18 protein-coding genes and 4 pseudogenes are annotated in these 20,549 nt (G+C 39.1%); 6 read left to right on the forward strand and 16 right to left on the reverse strand.

From position 1 onward, the window contains the following. Positions 1 to 175: 175 nt before the first annotated feature. Both AC0VZ4_RS24845 and AC0VZ4_RS24850 read right to left on the reverse strand, forming a co-directional pair. Complete coding sequence (locus AC0VZ4_RS24845) at positions 176 to 1,060, reverse strand: spermidine synthase (RefSeq protein WP_475441946.1); 885 nt, start codon at positions 1,058 to 1,060, stop codon at positions 176 to 178. After that, entirely contained in the window at positions 1,053 to 1,676 is a 624-nt protein-coding gene (locus AC0VZ4_RS24850; protein WP_033015969.1) for a fused MFS/spermidine synthase, read from the reverse strand. The genes AC0VZ4_RS24845 and AC0VZ4_RS24850 overlap by 8 nt, the downstream gene beginning before the upstream one ends. A 609-nt stretch (positions 1,677 to 2,285) precedes the next feature. Between AC0VZ4_RS24850 and AC0VZ4_RS24855 the strand changes: the two genes are divergently transcribed. Continuing rightward, positions 2,286 to 3,068, forward strand: coding sequence for an RES family NAD+ phosphorylase (locus AC0VZ4_RS24855; RefSeq protein WP_475441947.1), 783 nt, complete (start codon positions 2,286 to 2,288; stop codon positions 3,066 to 3,068). Between the two features lie 163 nt (positions 3,069 to 3,231). Next, on the forward strand, positions 3,232 to 4,203 hold the full coding sequence (locus AC0VZ4_RS24860) for a hypothetical protein (protein WP_096794169.1): 972 nt from the start codon (positions 3,232 to 3,234) through the stop codon (positions 4,201 to 4,203). A 78-nt stretch (positions 4,204 to 4,281) separates the two neighbouring features. Here AC0VZ4_RS24860 and AC0VZ4_RS24865 read toward each other — a convergent pair whose 3' ends face one another. After that, positions 4,282 to 4,782 (reverse strand): lactoylglutathione lyase family protein, encoded by a 501-nt coding sequence (locus AC0VZ4_RS24865; protein WP_007583656.1) that lies wholly within the window; start codon positions 4,780 to 4,782, stop codon positions 4,282 to 4,284. A 114-nt stretch (positions 4,783 to 4,896) separates the two neighbouring features. Between AC0VZ4_RS24865 and AC0VZ4_RS24870 the strand changes: the two genes are divergently transcribed. Continuing rightward, positions 4,897 to 5,763 carry a LysR family transcriptional regulator gene (locus tag AC0VZ4_RS24870; protein WP_007378783.1) on the forward strand — a complete coding sequence of 289 codons (867 nt, stop codon included), beginning with the start codon at positions 4,897 to 4,899 and terminating at the stop codon, positions 5,761 to 5,763. A gap of 10 nt (positions 5,764 to 5,773) precedes the next feature. On the opposite strand, the gene AC0VZ4_RS24875 is transcribed toward AC0VZ4_RS24870, so the two are convergent. From AC0VZ4_RS24875 to AC0VZ4_RS24900, 6 genes and pseudogenes are all read right to left on the reverse strand, one after another. Next, entirely contained in the window at positions 5,774 to 6,487 is a 714-nt protein-coding gene (locus tag AC0VZ4_RS24875) for a glycosyltransferase (protein WP_475441948.1), read from the reverse strand. Positions 6,488 to 6,514: 27 nt separating this feature from the next. Next, positions 6,515 to 7,261, reverse strand: coding sequence for a TIGR04282 family arsenosugar biosynthesis glycosyltransferase (locus AC0VZ4_RS24880; protein ID WP_007378781.1), 747 nt, complete (start codon positions 7,259 to 7,261; stop codon positions 6,515 to 6,517). A 241-nt stretch (positions 7,262 to 7,502) separates the two neighbouring features. Then, entirely contained in the window at positions 7,503 to 7,742 is a 240-nt protein-coding gene (locus AC0VZ4_RS24885) for a hypothetical protein (RefSeq protein WP_475441949.1), read from the reverse strand. A 2-nt stretch (positions 7,743 to 7,744) separates the two neighbouring features. Beyond that, entirely contained in the window at positions 7,745 to 8,245 is a 501-nt protein-coding gene (locus AC0VZ4_RS24890) for a glycosyltransferase family 2 protein (protein WP_475441950.1), read from the reverse strand. Beyond that, complete coding sequence (locus tag AC0VZ4_RS24895) at positions 8,238 to 8,936, reverse strand: 4Fe-4S binding protein (protein ID WP_475442213.1); 699 nt, start codon at positions 8,934 to 8,936, stop codon at positions 8,238 to 8,240. The genes AC0VZ4_RS24890 and AC0VZ4_RS24895 overlap by 8 nt, the downstream gene beginning before the upstream one ends. Positions 8,937 to 9,341: 405 nt before the next feature. Then, positions 9,342 to 9,674 (reverse strand): annotated as a pseudogene (locus AC0VZ4_RS24900) (helix-turn-helix domain-containing protein); the annotation flags it as partial. A gap of 256 nt (positions 9,675 to 9,930) precedes the next feature. Here AC0VZ4_RS24900 and AC0VZ4_RS24905 point away from each other — a divergent pair. Further along, positions 9,931 to 11,450 (forward strand): annotated as a pseudogene (locus tag AC0VZ4_RS24905) (ISNCY family transposase). Between the two features lie 95 nt (positions 11,451 to 11,545). On the opposite strand, the pseudogene AC0VZ4_RS24910 reads toward AC0VZ4_RS24905, so the two are convergent. After that, a pseudogene (locus tag AC0VZ4_RS24910) lies at positions 11,546 to 11,992 on the reverse strand (haloacid dehalogenase type II); the annotation flags it as partial. 80 nt (positions 11,993 to 12,072) lie between these two features. Beyond that, the gene (locus tag AC0VZ4_RS24915) at positions 12,073 to 12,849 is read right to left on the reverse strand and encodes a DODA-type extradiol aromatic ring-opening family dioxygenase (RefSeq protein ID WP_475441951.1); all 777 of its coding nucleotides are present in this window, start codon (positions 12,847 to 12,849) and stop codon (positions 12,073 to 12,075) included. A gap of 106 nt (positions 12,850 to 12,955) precedes the next feature. Here AC0VZ4_RS24915 and AC0VZ4_RS24920 point away from each other — a divergent pair, with 106 nt between their 5' ends. Next, the gene (locus AC0VZ4_RS24920; RefSeq protein ID WP_096794161.1) at positions 12,956 to 13,861 is read left to right on the forward strand and encodes a LysR family transcriptional regulator; all 906 of its coding nucleotides are present in this window, start codon (positions 12,956 to 12,958) and stop codon (positions 13,859 to 13,861) included. 45 nt (positions 13,862 to 13,906) lie between these two features. Here AC0VZ4_RS24920 and AC0VZ4_RS24925 read toward each other — a convergent pair whose 3' ends face one another. Both AC0VZ4_RS24925 and AC0VZ4_RS24930 read right to left on the reverse strand, forming a co-directional pair. Next, on the reverse strand, positions 13,907 to 14,482 hold the full coding sequence (locus tag AC0VZ4_RS24925) for a DJ-1/PfpI family protein (RefSeq protein ID WP_475441952.1): 576 nt from the start codon (positions 14,480 to 14,482) through the stop codon (positions 13,907 to 13,909). Between the two features lie 86 nt (positions 14,483 to 14,568). After that, positions 14,569 to 15,806 (reverse strand): annotated as a pseudogene (locus AC0VZ4_RS24930) (NADH:flavin oxidoreductase/NADH oxidase family protein). Between the two features lie 100 nt (positions 15,807 to 15,906). On the opposite strand from AC0VZ4_RS24930, the gene AC0VZ4_RS24935 reads away from it, so the two are divergent. After that, entirely contained in the window at positions 15,907 to 16,305 is a 399-nt protein-coding gene (locus AC0VZ4_RS24935; protein WP_475441953.1) for a MerR family transcriptional regulator, read from the forward strand. A gap of 36 nt (positions 16,306 to 16,341) precedes the next feature. On the opposite strand, the gene AC0VZ4_RS24940 is transcribed toward AC0VZ4_RS24935, so the two are convergent. The 3 genes from AC0VZ4_RS24940 to tnpC all read right to left on the reverse strand — a co-directional run bounded on the left by AC0VZ4_RS24940 (position 16,342) and on the right by tnpC (position 20,349). Beyond that, positions 16,342 to 16,533: a DUF3185 family protein gene (locus AC0VZ4_RS24940; protein WP_475441954.1), complete on the reverse strand. Its 192-nt coding sequence runs from the start codon at positions 16,531 to 16,533 to the stop codon at positions 16,342 to 16,344. A 103-nt stretch (positions 16,534 to 16,636) separates the two neighbouring features. Beyond that, positions 16,637 to 18,103 carry a DNA recombination protein RmuC gene (locus AC0VZ4_RS24945; RefSeq protein ID WP_475441955.1) on the reverse strand — a complete coding sequence of 489 codons (1,467 nt, stop codon included), beginning with the start codon at positions 18,101 to 18,103 and terminating at the stop codon, positions 16,637 to 16,639. A gap of 806 nt (positions 18,104 to 18,909) precedes the next feature. Beyond that, positions 18,910 to 20,349 (reverse strand): IS66 family transposase, encoded by a 1,440-nt coding sequence (tnpC, locus tag AC0VZ4_RS24950; protein ID WP_475439674.1) that lies wholly within the window; start codon positions 20,347 to 20,349, stop codon positions 18,910 to 18,912. Between the last annotated feature and the right edge of the window lie 200 nt (positions 20,350 to 20,549).

A 20,549-nucleotide genomic window follows, 5' to 3' on the forward strand; every position in this document is an offset into this window, starting at 1 on the left:
CCTACATAAATAAACGCCGAACTTGTAGGTGCGAATTTACTTCGCGCTTGCCTGCAAATAAAAATATAAGCGAGGTATAAAACCTCACCTACATAAATAAAAGCCGAACTTGTAGGTGCGAATTTATTTCGCGCTCAAGTAACTTATCTATTACTTAGCGCTTTATAAAAGCACCTTAAAAATTAAGTAAATTAGCGGGAGAATATTGGTCGGTAAGCACTTTCGTATCAGCAGGCCAATCTTGACCGTCTTTTGTAAAATGCATAAATTCGCTAATTGCTTTTATATCAATGCCGTATTTTGCCAAGCGAGGCTCAAGTATTTTAACCTGTGCCTTTATATGCTCGTTAGTTGGCGGCGCTTTAAGTCCCGCTAAAATAATACGGTTACTACGATTTTCACGGCTTACATTTATAAAGTCGCCAAATACAGCGTGGTAAGTTGCCGACTCATGCTCATAAAGCTTACTACTTGAAAATGTATTTGCAGCTATAACACCACCTTCGGCCAATACGCTTTGTACCTCTTCAAAAAACTCTTTAGTGAGTAAATGCTCCGGAATATAGTCGCCGTTAAAGGCATCTAAAATTATCCAATCGTACATTTGCTTTTTAATAGCGGCGCGTTTTATAAAAATACGGCCATCTTGCACGCTTGATGTCACTAAGTCGTTTTCTATAAAGTTAAAGTAATCGCGTGCAACTTTAGTTACAGCGGGATCTATTTCAACATTATGAATTTTTGCTGTGGGGTATAGTTCATGAATAACATTAGAAAGCGTACCGCCACCTAATCCTATAATAAGTACATTTTTAGGGTTATCGGCTACTAAAAGGCTGGCAAAAGTAAGTTTAGTGTAGTTAAAAACAAGTTTGTCAGGGTCATTTTTGTACATGCAGCTTTGGCTTGTTTGGCTACTTTTAGTATTAAATTTAAGACAACGTAAGTCGCTAGTGTCTTCAACAATAATATTGCGATAAAGCGAGCGCTCTTCATGAATAACCTTACTAAACGCAACCCCCGAAAACACGATTAACGGCAGTAGTAAATATTTAAGCATGAGCAAGCTCCTTGTTATTCACCAAGCTATTAACAACAATAGCCACTAAACCAAGTGACCCAAGCGTTAAAGCAAAAGCGCCAATAATTGTATTTACGTCAAACGCGAGCACAAAGTAAAAAGAGGTGATAATAGTACCCAGCGCACTGCCAAGCGTACTTACAAAGTATAAACGCCCCGCTACTTGACCACTTTTATCGCTATCGGTTACCAATAAACGTACTGAGTAGGGCGAAATCATACCTAAAATAACGGTTGGAATAAAAAATAATGCAGTTGAAGCTAACAGCGAACCATAACGGCTATCTTCAATATGCGTGAATATAAACTCCATTATTGGCTGCGAAAATAACGTAATAGGCACCACCATAATGCTGGCGACTAAAAATATTAAACCATATTTAGTAAGCGATGCATTTTTAGTACTTAGCTTACCGCCAAGTAAATAACCAAATGATAAGCTGAGCATAAACACCGTTATTATGCTGCCCCAAATATGTACACTGCTCCCAAAAAAAGGCGCAAGTATTCGCCCTCCTAAAAGCTCAATCCCCATAATGCAAAAACCACTGCAAAAGGCTAAAAAATAAATTAATGCGTTTGTTTTTAAAGTCATGTAATTATCGTTTTGTAACTTAATAAAGTTCCATACTAACGTGATGTAAACATGCCCGCTAGTGTAAAAATCATTCAAGGCAAACCTTTTAAAAGCAAATTAACCGTGTTTCATATTAGCGGTGCGCAACAGAGTAATTTAGTAATAACCTAAGTTTATCGTGGTGAAACACGCAGCGCAGGCAAAGGTGACTCGTAGTAGATGTTTTAGAGTAATCGTTACTTAATAAACAAAGTACGATCATGTTGAGCTACCCAGCACTATGATCTTAAGCGATAACCAAACATTCAATGAGCTAACCTGCTTAATTGTTCAGGCTAGTAGCGGCTGTGTGTTTAAATAACCTAGTTGCTTATCAAACAAAATTTAGGTGTAATAACAACATAATAAACACTGAACAATGCAGGGACAGCTCAGATACGACAGGCGCGCCGATTAAATAGGCTTAATGTAGTTGATGTCACAAAAAGCCTTTCTTTAAATGTAAAGTTCATAGCATAAACAACACCGAGCAGGTGGCGCCTCAGTCCGATAAGCGACACTGCAACACAAACTCCGTGTCGCATAAATACTAAAATGTTATGTGTTACTACAAACTAAGGAGTATGAATGAGCTTCAAATCTTGGTTAAGCTATTCTGACTTTTCTGAAAAAGCGTGCTCTAAGCTGCGCTACATTTTAGATAATGAGTCGAGTGAATTTCTAAATTCAATTAATGACACTTGTAGTGACAGGGTTAAAACCTTAAAAGTTGGTTCTGTGGTGTGGCGCGCACAAACTGGATGTGGTGAGGAGAAGGCTTCTGATAATGTAGAGCAAGAGTTCCATGTTGATAAGCGTATTCCTTTCCCATTCGAACGAATGAAGCCATTGACCAATAACGCCTCTGAGGGGAGGGCGAACTCAAAAGGGATTCCTTGTTTATATGTAGCAGCAGATGCGGAAACTGCGATACACGAAGTGAGACCTTGGCCTGGATTAACCTTAACAATTGCCCAATTGCATTTGACAAAGGATGTGAAGTTGATTGATTTTTCGGAGACGGCTGATGCTGAACAGTACCCATATTTCTTCTTCGGCGAACCTTCTATTAATCAGAGAATTGACGCTGTGTGGGCTGCGATGGATATTGCTTTTTCTTGGCCTGTAACGGGATCTGATTTCAAGTCAGAATATGTGCCGACGCAAATAATATCAGAGTTTATTAAATCGAAAGGGTATGACGGGATTATTTATAAAAGCTCTTTAACTAAAGGGCGTAATTATGTTCTTTTTAATTTAAATGATGCGGCTGTTGTTCAGTGTGACTTATTTGTAGTATCCAAGGCTAAATTTGACTTCGAGAAGTTGGATAGAAGCTCATCCTTGACAGCGGAGCGTGGTAACACCTAATCGGGTAGCCGGAGGTCTCTAACCTCCAGCGCCCATACCAACCATCATGCGCTTTTTATTGGCAGGAAGTGCAATGGGCGGTTCATCTCCCGTAATGAATAATCTATAATCAAGACACCCGTCTTAATTACCATTCTTATGTTCTTTTTATAAGGTAAGTGATTTGAAAAACAATAACATGCATAAGCTAGGGCGGGTTTATCTATCTATATTTTTAATAGTCTCTCTACTGTTATGTACTGTTGGTTATTTTTACAATAAAGCGTCGGCTCCACCGACTTCAGCAGAGCAAACTTCTAATTATTTAACTGTATTACCTCAAAAAACTCCTGAAAAAGCAGTCAATACTGACTTACTGACAAACAAAAAGGTGACTAACAGTGCCCTTTCATCAAGCGAAGGTAAGTATCAGCGAGTTATTATGACCAGACCACAATGGAAACTGCAAGGGGAGTTTAGGGAGCACTTTAAACGTTTACAAGCGGCAGCAAACGATGGTGATAACGAAGCAAAATATATCATCGCTACAAACTTAAGGTATTGTTTGTCGGCACCAATTGATGACTACGCTCTACAGGCTGAGTTAGAAGAGATCTCTCAGTACAGTGATGTCGGCGAAGCCGCTGATAGAAAAATAGAAAAGTTTGATTATTGTAAGGGCATTAATAGTATTGAGCGTCACCAATTTTATGCGTATTTAGAAGATGCAGCGAAAAATGGGTTTGTCGCCGCACAAGAGTCATTTGTTAATCTAACGGCTGAGTTTTTTATGAAGTCGCAAGGTTTTTCGACACTAAAACGCGCTGAGTTCATTAAAAAAAGAGATAATTTTAATAAACAAAAAATAGTATTTTTAGAATACGCTGCTCAACATGGTAGTGAAAAGGCATTAATCTCTTTATCTAATGTGTATTATTCACAGCAGCTTGGTGAAAAAAGTTTTGCAAAGTCTTACGCGCTAAACCGATTAATTATGGAAATCACCGATAATAATGATATTTATAACCGCTATGCGTGGTTTGAGCAACGACAGTATCCGCAACTTAGCGAAAGTGAACTTGCCAGTGCAAATGAAATAATAGAGCAGTGGAGCGCAATCATAAATAAAAACGGCACCGTATACCCTCACGATTAGTAAAAATAAAAGCGCTATAGCTGAAACAAAAAGGCTGCAGTAATAAATACTGCGGCCTTTGTTTTTAGCTCAATGCTTTTAATAAGCGCCTGCGCTGTAAATTAGCTCGTAGCTGTGGCTGTAAATCTCAAGGATGTTGCCAAACGGGTCTTCCATGTAGATCATGCGGTATGGCTTTTCGCCAGGGTAGTAATAGCGCGGGGCTTGCATACGCTTTTTACCGCCAGCTTCTACAATACGCTCTGCTAAGCCTTCTACATCAGGGTCTTGAACACAAAAATGAAAGATGCCTGTTTTCCAGTATTCAAAGTTGTCTTTTGGGTTTTCTTGGTTTTTAAATTCAAAAATTTCTACACCAATACGATCGCCCGTTGAAAGGTGCGCTATTTTGAATTTTTCCCATTTTTCACCAAATACTTCGGTACACATTTCGCCAATGGGGCTTTTGTCTTCGGTTATTAAAGTGGGTTCCATAATGGTGTACCAACCCATAACCTTAGTGTAAAACTCAACGGCTTTTTCAACGTCGGGAACCGAAATACCAATGTGCGAAAAACTACGTGGGTATGTATGACTCATAATGCTTCCTCTTTAACGTGTGACTTATCTTGTGACTCGTTGATGGAGTTAGTTTACGAATCGAAAAACATTAAGTAAAATTATCATTAATCATAACTTTGAGTACGTTTTGTAATGATAAATCCGACATGGTTAAACACATTTTGCACCTTGGTTGAGGTAAATCATTTTACCAAAACAGCTGAGCGCCTTTATATGACGCAGTCTGGTGTAAGCCAGCATATTAAAAAGCTAGAGCAACAAGTTGATTGTGCTTTACTTGAGCGCCACGGTAAGCAGTTTTCACTCACGCCACAGGGTCAAAACTTATATCAGCAGGGTAGCCAACTTATCAAAGATTGGCAGTTTTTAGAGCAGCAATTAAAAGATGATTCACCTTTTAGCGGAGCAGTAAAAATTCAATCGCCGGGCAGTTGTGGTTTAAAGTTTTACAATCAATTATTAGCACTGCAATGTGAGCATAAAGCACTAACTATTGATTACCGCTTTGCGCCAAATGTGAGTGTGGAGCAAGCTGTGGCAAATTACAGTGCCGATATTGGCTTTTTAACCCAAGCCCCTACACTTAGCGAAGTGATCAGTTATAAAATTGATAAAGAAGCGCTATTACTTATTACACCTGCGGGTATAAATACACCGAATTGGCAAACACTGTGTGAGCTGGGTTTTATTGCTCATCCTGATGCAAACCATCATGCGCAACTACTACTTAGCGAAAACTACGATGAATTTGAACATATTGAGCAAATAAAGCAGACGGGGTTTTCCAACCAAATTAGCTTAATACTAGAACCTGTAAGTTTAGGTTTAGGTTTTACGGTATTACCTGCCAATGCGGTAGGTGCTTTTAATAAGCCTGAGCTTATTAAAACGCACTATTTAGCCAATCCCGTTAATGAGACTATTTATGCATGTCACCATCGAAATAGGCCACTGGCAAAACGGATGAATACAGTGATTGAGTTAATTAAGTCAAGTTAAGGTAAATACCTTATTTTTGTCTTTCGTCGTATTGAGTATTAAGCTGAATACCTTTTTCATAGCGCTGATTCATCGCAGTATCTGAACGGTTAAAATAATATAACCACTTCATGTACTGATTAGTTAAAGCCTGTCGATAGATTCCGTTAACTTGAAAGCGTATCGCAGAGGTTTCGCTAATAAACGGTAGACGCTTTGCTTTACATTTGAGTTTAAGCCGTAAACATAGCTCTGTATCTTCAAAAATATCTATTAGCGGCAACATACCTACGTCGAGTAGAAGTTGTTTTTTTGCAAATAAACAATGGTCTAAATAATACACTCCCCGTTTATCACCGCGAATATAATTAGAATACCAAGAGGTAAACTGAAGTAATGGATGGCGTATATTAAATTTATGGGTAAAAGCCCCCCACGACATCTGATCTGCGTGTTTGTTTAACGCATTCAACCCTGCAATATCAATTATGCTACGAGGGTGATGAAGCACAATTGTGTCAGCATTTGCTTGCACAATACCCGCATTGAGCCGGCCTGCTCGTGATGCTATATCGGTTTTAATTAAGCACACGCCCGCAGCATTAATTATATCGATGGTGTTATCGGTGCTTCCCCCATCCACACAAATTATTTCGCAGTTTTTTAAATGTTGATACGCCTTGAGGATCCGTTGTAAATACCCTGTTTTTTCTTCATTTAAAGTAGGAATAATAATACTTAACATACTTTTATAACCTCATAGTTCAGAATATTACTCATGAAAACTCACTTTAGCGAGCGAGAATAGATCATTAATTGTATGTAATAGAGCTTTACGTGCTGGGCGAGTATCTGACTGTAGATCAATAAATAATTTTTTAAGATCGCTGACATAATCAATATCGTAACCTGGTAAGCAATACTTCACCGATAATTTATTCTGCCTACACTGTTGTGATAATGATTGTGATAATTCATTCGTGCTCCAAGGTAAATGGGTTAGTACTGGCCAAGCTACTTTGTTAGCCATAATGATGACGCCACCATCATCAGCGTGATGCAAAGCTACGTCATTACTTTGTAATGCACTAATCGTTGCCTCAAAATATTGATGGTTAAGTATTGGAGCATCAGTACCTATGAACACTAGTTGCTCATGCCCTTGTGCTCGCAGCTGATTATCAACATAGTTTAATCTATCGCCTAAGTTACCTAACTGCCCAAGCGGTAATTGCGTTATTACGTGGGCATTACTTACTAAAGAATGCGCCCACTGAATATCGCTTTCGCTTGAACAAGCAATAACAACAGGCCCTTGCCAATTATTAGCATCTTCTATTGCGCATGCTAATAATGCATGTGCAATTTTAAGTGCACATTGCGCATTCGAGCCTTCAGCAAGCCGCTGCTTACCTTGGTTGAGTTTAGGCCGTTTACAAAAAACAACTAACGTCGCTTGATTTATAACTAATCTAATTGTTTGTTTTGACGCTTTATTACTTTGGTTTATTTTATTCATTTTAATCACAGCTCACGTAGCACTAATAATTTTGTAATTCGCATTTATAACTAGGGCTTGTTTATCTTTCTAGGCTGAGTTTGCAGCCGTATGTTTGATTTTTAGGTAGGGCTGAGCCTACGTGGTGTTGTTATTTCCCATAAAGAGGCAATAACGCAACATCAATGCCAAGCATGTACTGCCCTTAGGTCGTCCTAAAGACGACTTACTCTTTGTTGCTCGGTTATTACTTAGCTCACGCTTATTCATACTCACTACCTTTAAGCTGCGCTGTATTTTTAACACTGGATTGGCGAATAAATAACGTTGCAATCATGGATAAAATACCGATACCAGCTTTAATTGAGCCCATTACTGTGCCGCTAATTTTTGATTGTCCTATTCGCACTTTAGAGTCAACAGCGTATTCGCTCACTTGCATACCAAGAATGATCGCTTTAACCTGCATTTCTACAGTCCAGCCAAACGAGGTATCAGCCATATTTAAAGTGTGCAGCGACAAGAAGCGAATGGTCCTAAATCAGTTATTTTTTGCTGCCAAAATAGTGTTATTAAGTGGCTAGATAGCCAGTTACCAAAGAGTTGTGGTTTAGTTAAAGCTCCATTTTCAATGGTGCCTAAGGTTCTTGATCCAATAGCAAGATCGTCACCATTAACAATCCCATTTAGTAATGAAAGGGCTTGATCTACAAAGCAAGAATCATCACCATCTACAAAAAGTACAATATCGCATGAGGGAAGCTTAGCAATAGCGGTTAAGCAGGCAATACCATAACCAGGTGTACTTTGATGAACAACTTGAGCACCATTAGCGGTTGCTACTTTTGCAGTGTTGTCTGTGGAACCATTGTCACAAACAATAACGTTATCAATAACCGCCTGCTCATCAAACATTAAAGTAATCAAATTTCTGACCACAATAGAAATAGCTTGCTCTTCGTTAAGAGCAGGAATAACAACAGCAACTTTATGACCTTTATACATTTTTAATCTCAATAATGTTAACGCCGCCACGTGATTTTTCAGACATTTGCACAGGGCTAGCTGCAAGTGTATCTTTTTTGATAATGGCGGAAGTTTTTCGGTTTATTTCAGCAAAAGACAATGTGCCTGTTGGGCAGGTTTGTACACAGGCGGAGCAACGAACGCATTGTGGATCGGTCATTGGTTGGCCTTTACTTGCAAAAGCCATAACATCAATGCCTTGATGGCATACAGCTGTACATTGATTACAACTAATACATTTCGATTTTTCACTAACAATAGCAAAGCGACCAAAGCGACTGTATATATGCATTAATGCCGCTAATGGACAAGCAAACCGACACCATGTACGCCCTGAGTATTTAAAATAAAGGCCAAACCCTAAAATACCGGCTAATAAAATATCAACAACCCACTTATAACTAAATGCGTTTACTAATTGGTAGTCCTTGTTCTCGCCTTTTAAAAACAGATTAAACATATGGTTCATCCATGACTCAGGATATATCCACCCTAAAACACGAATGACTAATAACACTGCCGCTATTAATAAAATGAACTGACCAAGCATATTTAGCTTATTCCACTTAGAACCGTGTGGCATTTTATGGCGTTGCAGATCTCCCATAGTTTCAGCCATAGCACCGCAAGAGCAAATCCAACTACAATAAGCGCCTTTGCCCCACTTCATCACAATAATTGGAATAATAACGAATGTTTGAATAGCCCCAATAACTAACCAAGCAACTTGGGGAGTGTCGGTGAATACGGTATACACACCTAACGGCCAAGCGAAGATAAAACTATATGCATGCCAATAAGCGCGTGGGTGTCCCCATTCAGGCCATGTATGCGTCGCAAGTTCTTGCGCTGAGATATAACTGGGAAACAACGCATCGGCAAAGCTTTTGCCTATTCCTGCATCAAATACACCGTTATAGCCAAGTAATGGTAAAATTATTTCTGGCAATAAAAATAATGGAAACAATTGAATCGCAAACAAAACTGACGTTTGTACTGTTACATAAGGTGTTTTGCGTCGTTTAATTCGTTGCCAACCAAAAATACCAATTAATAGGGTATAAAGAACGGTGTAGTAAAACGAACGAACACCACTACCTGAGACAAACACGCCTAACTTACGAAGCTCATTGCTGGTTCTATGTTGACCGTGAGCAGGATAGTCAACTGCATAGTTAATGACGGCTTGCTCTGTTTCTTCGTCAACGCGATTCTTTATATTTGGTGTACGGCGGTTCTTTTCGATTAATGCATCGATACCACCTTCATTAACGAGTTCTTGATAACGATAAAATGTATCTCGTGATACGCCCATGACTTTACAGGCTCTTGATACATTGCCTAGTTCTTCGGCAAGGTTAAGTAAACCAGCTTTGTGTTTTATGATTGGATTGTTAGTATGCAACATGAGAGTTACCTTTTTGTTTGTTTTGATTTAAAGATTCGACACCTTTATCAAAACGGGTAACTCTCACTTTTTCAAGTTGAATTGTCAGATCTTGTCTGAACTAATACAAATAAGACTGTTAACACCAAGCGATTTTGTCGTATCTTAATTACCAAGCGATTCTGTCGTAATTGCTAATTACCAAGGGAATTTGTCGGTCATTTTTTTATGTGCCTGTTAGTGTTTATTTTTTTGAATACTAGAAGGCATGTTGAGGATGATTGTGATGGACTCTAAAGCTCAACTCACTGTTGATATCATTGCTAAGGTAGTCGAAGGTAGAATAACAATTGCCAATGCTGCAAAATTACTCGGTAAGTCTCGACGCACCATTGAACGCTACGTAAAGCAATATCAGCAAGTCGGTATTCAATTCGCTATTCATGGTAATAGCGGTAAAACCCCGCCAAACAAAACGCCAGTATCAATTAAGAAAGCAGTACAGGCTTTGATTAAAGATAAGTATTTCGATTTGAACTTGTTGCACTTGGCTGAGCAGTTGGCCGAAAACGAAAACATTGTTGTGAAGCGCGAAACACTGCGAGGTTGGGCGCATGATATTCACCATGTTAAACGAGCTAAGCGCAGGCGCAGCAATGTTCGTAAACGTAGAGAGCGTATGGAAGCAGCGGGCTTAATGATGCAAATGGATGGCAGTCCGCATCGCTGGTTTGGGGATAAAAAGCACTGTTTAATTGCCATGATTGATGATGCTACCAGTGAAGTATACGCAGAGTTCTTTCTCTCAGAAACGACGGTTGGTTGTTTGAAAGTGATGCGAGATTGTATTGAAGCCAAAGGCGTTTTTAAAACGCTTTATGTGGATAGAGCCGGTATATTCGGTGGCCCTAAACGCTGCAACTTCTCACAGATGCAGAGGGCTTGCGAGGAGCTAGGCATTGAAATCATTTTTGCCAACTCACCGCAAGGCAAAGGCCGTATTGAGCGAGCATTCGATACCTTCCAAGACCGTCTTGTTCCCGAGCTTAGGTTGAACAATATCAATGATATTGCTGCCGCTAATGCCTACCTTAAACACGTCTTTATTCCGCAGTTCTGGCAAACCAAAATTCAAGTTAAATCAAAGCAAGCACCTGAATTTACGGCTCTGTCGAAACACATCAACCTTGATGATATCTGCGTCATTAAAGATCACCGTAAAATACGTAACGACCATACCTTCAGTTATGGCAACAAGTTCTATTTAATAGATTCACCGCTCAAGCACTCCATTGCCAATCAGAAAATCGAGATAAGGAACACGAGTAAAAAAGGGTTTACCGCTCACTTCGCTGGCCGCAAACTCAAGATCTCTGAAGTTAATGAACCAAGCAAACTCGCATCAGAAGACTTGGCAGTACAGAAGAAACTTGAAGTATTAGCGTTAATCGAAAAACTCGGAAGCGTCAGCGCTGCATCACGCCAAAGTGGCGTATCACGAGATACTATTCACCGGCACTTAAGACTAGTTAAGCAAGGTGGCCCTGAGCATTAAAACGCCAAGAAACACCTAATCTACGGCACAAAAACTGTGTGGATAAGGCAATAGAAGACGCCGTTGTGCAATTCTCTATTGAACACCCTCACCTTGGTCAGCAGAAAGTCGCGATGAAGCTCAGTGAAGCCTTAGGTGTTGATATTAGCGCGGGCGGTGTGCGTAGCATGTGGCTAAGAAACAATATGAATACCACCGCATTGCGAGTCGAAAAATCTAATGCTTTAGCTGAATCGGCATAAAAGATAGCCAGTTTAGCAACTGGCTGATATGCTATTTACGACAAAGTCGCTCGGTAATTAGACCGACATAATCCCTTGGTAATCACACTAATACATTTAAAGGTTTTAACATCGTCGGCACTTACTACCCCTTCAAAAAGCTCACTAATGCCAGCGGTTTCTAATAAGGTATGAACTGCGTCGGCAGCTCCATTTGAAAATGCAAACAAACGGTAGTCTTTTGCTTTTAGTTGCTCAAGACCTGCTTTTACATCATCGAACGCAGGAAGCGTTTTATAAAGCTCTAGCAGTTGCTCTTTTTGATCTTCACTTAGCTCGGTTTTGTGCGCTAAGCAGGCGTAATCGAGTGCGTGTTTTGTACATACCGAGAAAGGAATATAATTTTGCATTAATCCACGTCTAAATGAATACTCTAATTGCTTTTCGCGCCATGTATTTGAAAATGCTTGGGCGTTATCGCCAATCATGTCGTCGAGTAAGGACAGTACGCCGTGAGTGTTTATTAGCGTACCGTATACGTCAAATGCAAGTGTAGTTGCCATGTTTGCTCCGCAATAAAATAAATTAAGTTGGTTTTAGAGTACTTGCTTACAGCTTAACTTAATTTGAACGAACGCTCAATTTAATAAAACTTGTATGCATCAAGCGCTAAAATATCCATTTCGATGTCTTCATGTACTTTTTCAACTTGACCGTCACCACTACCAAGCGCTGCAAGAAGAGGTAAAAAGTGCTCTGCAGTAGGGTGGTTAAATAAAGCATGGGGTGCTTCATCTAAATAGTTAAGTAACGCTTGAGTGTTTTGCGTTATTAACTTTTGCTCAACCCAATGGGTAAAATCATTAACCATTTGAACACGGTTAGGTGTAGGAGAGCTTTTAAATATTTCACGTAGATTGTGACTAATACCGCCTGAGCCAATAATTAATACGTTATCGCTGCGCAGTGGTGCAAGTAACTGTCCGTATTTATACATCGCTTTAGTGCCAAGACGTGTATTAATAGACACTTGAACAATGGGAATATTAGCTGCTGGATACATTAAGCGCAGCGGGATCCACACACCATGATCCCAACCTTGCTTGGCACTTTGCACGGCTTTAATACCCGCTTTGTAAAAGTACTCACTAATAGTATTAGCGAGCTTAGGGTCCCCCGGTGCTGGGTATTGAATTTCATACAGGGGCTTGGGAAAGTTATAAAAGTCGTGAATAGTCTGCGGCGCATCTCCAGATGTAATAACTATATCGTGCGCTTCATCAAAGTGGGCAGAAAACACCACAATAGCTCGTGGTTTATTAAGCGTTTGACCTAATGATGCAAGAAAATCTGACGTAGTAGATTGCTGTACAGCCATCATTGGCGAACCGTGAGATATAAATAAAGCGGGCTGAGTCATGCTAAAACCTTAAACAAATAGATGTGTTATTAAGCACTATATTAGTTTTTATTTTGACGATAAATATGGTATTTATTTATAAATTATCAATAAAGTATTGTTAAAGATGGATAAACTCACCACCATGAAAACCTTTTTGGCCGTTGTGCAAGAAGGATCGTTTTCAAAAGCGGCCGATAAGCTCGATATTTCCCCGCAGTTAGTCAGCAAATATATTTCTGCGCTGGAAGATAATCTACACACGCGTTTATTACACCGTACAACGCGAAAAGTAAGTGTAACAGAGGCTGGGAATCAATATTATCAGCGTTGTCAGCAGGTGCTTGTTGATATTGAAGACATGGAAAACTCACTAAATAACTTAAGCGAGAATGTTTCGGGTGTGCTTAGTATTAGTGCACCTATGTCATTTGGTACTAAGCATTTAGCAGGTTTGCTGGTTGATTTTCAAAAGCAGTATCCAAATTTAAAGTTAGACTTACGGCTCACAGACCAATATGTAGACATAGTAGAGCAAGGTATTGATATTGCGCTGCGCATTGGCGTATTAAAAAATTCAACGCTCATAGCTAAAAAAATTGCCCCTATACACCTAGCGGTATTTGCGTCACCCGATTATTTGAAACTCCATGGCACGCCACAAACGCTTTTAGATTTACAGTCGCATAATTATTTACGCTATTCCCTTAGCGAGCCCACAAAACGCCTATTTGGAGTTAATGAGCTAAAAAGCGAGCTAAAGCTTGAAAGTAACTTTGTGGCTAACAATGGTGACTTACTACTAAATACAGCCATTGCGGGAGGTGGTATTGCTATGCAGCCCACATTTATTGCAGGCGAAGCGCTGGCTCAAGGTAAAGTAGTGCGCATTTTACAAGACTATGAACCCGACCCAATGGGACTCTACATGGTGTATGCTAATAGACAGTTTTTACCGAGCAAAGTGCGTGCTTTTGTTGATTTTGCGAGCGACTTTTATGGCGATACCCCATACTGGGACTTAGGAGAGTGATATGTCGATTACAAACAGTTGTATAAGTAGTTTTACTTGGGCCTGTTATTTTTTATGCCACTGATATTCCATTTGTTTTGCTGTTAAGCAAGCAAATTCATCAGTACTGCACAATGCTATTAATTGCAGGCTCATATCTATGCCAGCCGAGATCCCCCCTGATGTGATAAATTGATTATGCTGCACCCAACGTTTATCACTAATTACATTTAAATCAGGAAATAATAACGCCAATTCATTTTGATCTTCCCAATGCGTTGTTACATTTAAGCCATGTAATAAATCGGCTTTTGCGAGCAAAAACGCGCCCGTACATACAGACGCAACACGAGTAGCTGTTTTTGCACTTTTACTGATCCAATCAATCACCTGCTTTTTATTAAATTCGTCGGTGTGATCGCCACCTACCACAATTAATAAATCAATATGAGGGTGATCTAAAAAGTTGTAATGGGGGTTTACACTAAAACCTCCGCGCGCTATTACAGGCTTACTTTGCTCCGCAATAAAAAATACATTCCAGTTATTTTCAGCTAAACGCTTAGCGGTACTGAAAACTTCAAAAGGGCCTGAAAAGTCGAGTACTTCTGCGTTATCATAAATATAAATGCCTATATTCATTTAGGTCTCAAAAAGCTCAAATTAATATGAAACTTTACCTTAGCCTATAAAATCATCATTGGTGTATTATTTTAATTTAAAAAACCCTACTTAGCCTCAACATTAAGCTCATGAGCAAAACGTTTACGGTAACGCTTAGTTAATTTAACCGAACGTAGTTGGTCGCTAATTAAAGTAAATACTGGTGAGGCATTTATTTTTACGAGTTTGCCTTGGCCTATACGGCGTATTTGTCTTTTAACCAGTGCCATAGTGGCAAGTCCTGCGAGAGTTTTATCTTGCCAAGTAACATTGGGTAACACGGCTAATTGCAGTGGCTCATTTTGCCATTTGGTTGGTATGCAAGCGCAGTGGCAATACCCACGAGGGCAACGCCACTTTCAATCACGTTGTTGGCAATAGATAAGCGACTAATACCGCCTGTAGTCATTATTGGGACTGATGAGCGTTGGCTAATCGCTTTTGCAAACTCTAAAAAATACGCTTCGCGGGCAAGCGTGCGCTGATCACCTGTTTTTCCTTGCATGGCAGGTGCTTCGTAACTACCACCCGAAAGCTCTACAAAATCAACATTGAGTTTATTCAATAAGTCCACTACAACTTGCGCGTCACTGGGTTCAAACCCACCTCGTTGAAAATCAGCAGAGTTTAACTTTACCGAAACCGAAAAGGTAAGTGAGCAAGAGGCTTTAATACTGCGGGTTATTTCGAGAAGTAAGCGAGCTCTATTTTGTAAACTCCCTCCCCATTTATCGTCGCGCTTATTGGTTAGTGGCGATAAAAACTGAGCCAGTAAATAACCATGCGCTGCATGTATTTGTACGCCATTAAAACCTGCTTTTTCAGCTTGCTGCGCAGTTTGTGTAAAGCGGGTAATAACATCGTCAATATCAGTTTTCGTCATCGCTTTTGGTACGCCAAACAAGTGCGAGTGCTTACCCATATTAAGTGCAACACTTGACGCTGATAGAGCCTTTCCACCCATTTTTTTAAATACTTGCCTACCAGGGTGATTAATTTGCATCACCACTTTGCAATTATTTTGCTGCGATAAACGAGCAAGCTCTGCAAAGGCAGTAATATCGGTACTTTTTTCAAGCACAAGGCCGCCTGGGCCTGTCATCGCTAAATGATCAATCATTACATTGCCAGTAATAATTAGCCCAGCTCCCCCCACTGCCCATGCGCTATAAACATTTTTGAGTATTTGGGAGGGCGTTTGATCCTCTTGCGCAAGGTTTTCTTCCATAGCGGCTTTGGCAATACGGTTTTTTAATACTAAACCACTTGGCAAGGTAAAAGGGGTAAATACAGGGTTACGCATAGTTATGGGCTAATTAAATTGACATTAAAGCGACTATAACCTTAAAGTTAGCTTGAAGGTCAACCTACTAAGTTTATGTAAAGTGGAGTTATTATTAGTTATGAAAATAGGCGAACTTGCAAAACTTACCAACATACCCGCCAGTACTATTCGCTTTTACGAAAGCAAAGGGTTATTAACACCAACCACTCGCAGTGCTAATGGTTATAGGCTGTACACCCAACAAAACTTAGAAAAATTGCAGTTAATTAAATTTTCACAAAGCTTGGGGTTTTCACTCAACGAAATACCTTTATTACGTAACGAAAACGACGAGCTAAACCACACAGTAATAATTGAACGTTTAGAAAAAAAACAAAAAGAAGCTGACATTTTGATTGAGCAAATGCAGAAAAAGTCACAACGTATTGGCAGTTTAATCAACTCTTATTGGGATAAAGGCGAATGCCTGCCAGAAGGCAAATTGAATGAATTACTAAAAGTGATAGATTACGAATAAATTAATACAGCTTACTAAAATAAGCTGTATTTTATATTACTTAAGCTTTTTAATGCCAATTAATACACAGATGGCACCGCCAATAATACCCGCCCATGCTTCTATTGGTGTATCACCACTGAATGCACGGCTTAACTGCGAAGCCGCCGCATCATACACGTCATATCCCCACATAATTAAAGCGATACCTATAACGATTAAAACAATACCTATAATCTTATTACTCATAAACACCTCTAATCTCTAACGTACATTATTTAATAATATTTTCTTAAGTGTGCTTTAAAACTTAAGGTAAGTTTTTATTTTAAGTCAAAACACTTAAAATAATTTAATCGAGCTCTAGCTGCGCACGTTCAACGCTCTCACTAGGTAACTCTTTTTGTACCGATACACCAAGCTCTTTAAACTCTGATGCTTGTTTAATTAAATTACCTTTACCACGGTATAATTGCGAGAACGCTTTGTCGTAACTTTCTTTCGCTTTATCAAGCTGCTTACCTACGCCTTCCATACTTAATAAAAAACCATTGAGCTTGTTATAAAAACGCTCAGCTCGATTTGCCAACTCTTTTGAATATTTGGTTTGCTCTTCAAAACGCCAAAGCTGTTTAACAATATTTAAACTAGTCAGCAGGGTAGTGGGGGTGGCTACTAATATATTTTTTTCGATTGCTTGTTGGTAAATATCACTTTGATATTTAAGCGCCTCAACAAAAGCTGATTCTATTGGTACAAACATAACCACCACTTCTGGCGAGTTAATACCAGGCAAACGGTCGTAAGATTTACTCGCAAGCTCATTAATACGTGCTGTAACCGCATTTACATGCTCTTTAATCGCTTGATTAGCATCTAACTCATTTTCAGCATTTACGTAGCGTGTATAAGCATTTAATGATGTTTTAGCATCAATAACTAAGTGGCGGCCTTGTGGTAAGTACACAACTACATCAGGGCGTAAGCGGCCATCTTCAGTGTTAAACGACACTTCGCGCTTGTAATCAACACCTGCGCGTAAGCCTGCGCTATCTAACACGTTTTCGAGCATGAGTTCCCCCCAATTACCTTGGGTCTTCTTTTGCCCTTGTAGCGCGTTACTGAGCTTGTCGGCTTGATCTGTTATAGCTTGGCTTTTAGCTTGTAAATGCAGTAGCTCAGTTTTTAGCGCGGTCCGTTGCTTTATATCTTCAACGTGTATTGATTCCATTTTTTCTCTAAAACCTTTTAGCTCGCCTTGAACTGGTTTTAATAATTGCTCAATGCTTTCTTGATTTAAGGTTTTAAAGCTTTGTGATTTTTCTTCTAAAATTTTATTGGCTAGATTTTCAAACTCTTTTTTGAGCATATTTTTACTTTGCTCAATTTGCGCGAGTTGCTCACTAAAGCTTTGCTGTTTCTGCTCAAGGGTGGTGCGCATATTATTATACTCAACATCGCGTTGATTATATTGCTCACGAAGCATTGTAAGCTCGTCTTCGGCTTTGCGCCAAAAATGGTTGTATTGAATGCTTTGTTTTTCTTGTTCGCTAAAACGCGTTTTAAAATGCTGCGCCACATCGCGCTGCTCTTGGTGAGTATGTTCGAGTAGTTCGTGATCCTCAAGTAAGGTGCTGTATTGTAGCTCTTTATTATCAAACTGATTTTGTAAGAGTGAAAGCTGTTGTTGTTGTTCGCTTATTTTTAGGTGTAGCTTTTTGCGAAGCTGCGCAGATATAACACCATAAAATACAATACCTAAAATAGCACCAGCGCCTGCACTTAACCAATCGATGTTAGTGAGTATTTGAGTGAGCATAAAAATAAACTTATAAGATTTAGAGACATGCCATCATAACCAATAACAAGCAATAGAAGTAGAGGAGCAAAGAAATTACAGACATAAAAAAACCAGCTCAAATAAGCTGGCTAAATATTACTAAATTAAGTAATCAAAGGGAAAATCAACATGTACCCGAGCAAGCTGCAACTTAAATACGCATTTGCCAAAATAAATTACATTATTTGGCTAAGTTGTATAACAACAGGTATTACAGTAGACCGGTAAATGAAGTAATTAATTCAAAAATAATTTAATAACTTTAAGTGATACCAATCAGCATAAGTATTTGAACAACTGAACGAATTAAATCACTTCATACCAAAGCAGATTGGTACAAATTCGTTTATCTGAGTAGTGGTTGATTGGAATTGGCAAATTTTAGGCATAAAAAAAGCCAATTCAAAATGAAGTGGCTTAATTATTACTAAAATTAGTAATTAAATAGGGGGGAATCAACATGAAAACTTGTATTAACTGCAATTAATCAACAAGCATAATAGTAGACGCCTCTTTATTAATTAAGTTCAGTAAAAACTCAAAAAATTTAAATAATATTTAAATGATGAATTTTGACCATAAAAAAAGCCAGTTCAAAATGAAGTGGCTTAATTATTACTAAAATTAGTAATTAAATAGGGGGGAATCAACATGAAAACTTGTATTAACTGCAATTAATCAACAAGCATAATAGTAGACGCCTGTTTTTAAATTAAGTTCATAAAAAAATAAAAAATTTTAAAATAAGTGCTTAACGCTAAATTTTAGACATAAAAAAAGTGTAACTATTCAGCCACATTTTCAATAAATATATCAGGTAACTGATTTTTGAAGAGTAATTCAAGGGCTAGGCTTGCTGATACATGCTGTTTTCTGCAAGTCGAGAGGTAGCTTCTGATTAAACAAAACATCTCTGCACCTTGCATGCTTCTGAAGCACCCAGATATCTTTTGATGAACCTTGGTCATCCTAATATCATTCTCACCTTGGTTGTTGCTAAAAGGCACCGCTGTTTCCGTCATGAACCGTAAGACATCATCTTGATAATCTCTTAACCGCTCTAACAACGCTCTAGACTTTGTTCGTTTCAATCTGCCTCGCTGGCCTTTTACTCGGCTGTTTCTATCCGGTGGAGGGCATTTAATGTCACCTTGAGCCAATATTTGTTGATATTTCTCTATATAGTGAGCTTTTGTGTCTGCATCTAGCTCGGGGTTATCTATTTGATGTTTATTGATTTCAGTCAGTAGGGTTTGCAAATCCTTTGCCCATTGCATACCGTCTTGCTCCCATGCCCTTTCTAACTCTCGGATATGATGTGCATTACACAAGGCATGTTGGCACTGTGTATATTGATAATACGGTTTCCAGTGGTCGTGGCATAGTACCCCAGTAAAGTGAGGTAAAATATCGGCGTCATCCATCGCTATTTTCCCTCTTTTCTCATGCGGGTAAAAATACGTCCACCACGTCGTTGATGCACCATGAAGCCATCGTCGTTTACCACCTATATTAATCCCCGTTTCATCAACGTGTAAGGCTTGATAAGTCGTTTTCAGGGCTTTCTTGAGCGCGGCTTCTGCGCCGGAGGACTTTACCAAGGCCGCTGCTTGTTCATTAAAGTTAAATAAACTACCCGCACTGATTGGAATACCGAGTTGATCACAAAAATATTCTTCAATGCGGTTGTAAGGGAGTAATTGATATTGGGATAGGTAAACTGCATGGGCTTTTACACCAACCCCATATTGAATAGGACTGTTAACGTCTTCTGGAAATTCACCAATAAAACGCTTACCTTGCTCATTTTCCAGAATTTGTGCTTGGTATTCAGTGACCACTTTCCTGATATCTATATCGACAACCTGTCGTTTTTGAAAGCCAATTTCACGGTAGTGACCTTTCGGTAAAAAATCACGTTCAACTAGGATGATTTTGATCTCATCAGGCGTCTGTGTTTGGGTTAGTGTTTTACCTGCACGGCCTTTTTGACCACCCGCTGACTTGGCTGATTTCTCTTTGTTTTGTTTTTTTCGGTTGATGTCTTTTGATGGCGGGATACTGCTATTGTTACTGTTAAGTCCTAATTTACTTGCTAACATAACAACGACAACCAGAATGAGTTCAATAGACATCTTCAGCGCAGGCGTGAGAGTTTTACCTTCTTGTAATTGAGCTTTGGTTTTCTCAACGATTTCGTCGATGTTGATGCTGTTTAAATTCATTGAAGCTAGGGCTATTAGGTCATAGCCCTAGCTTGGCATACTGGCGGGATCGGTCAATAGTTAAAAAAGATCCTTTGAAAATAATTTACCATGGTGAATAGTTACAAAAAAGCCAACTCAAAATGGGCTGGCTCAATCATTACTAAAATTAGTAACTAAATAGGGAAATCAACATTATCGCTTGTGTAAACTGCAATTTA

It is taken from the genome of Pseudoalteromonas sp. QJM3NY_22, from assembly GCF_056173065.1.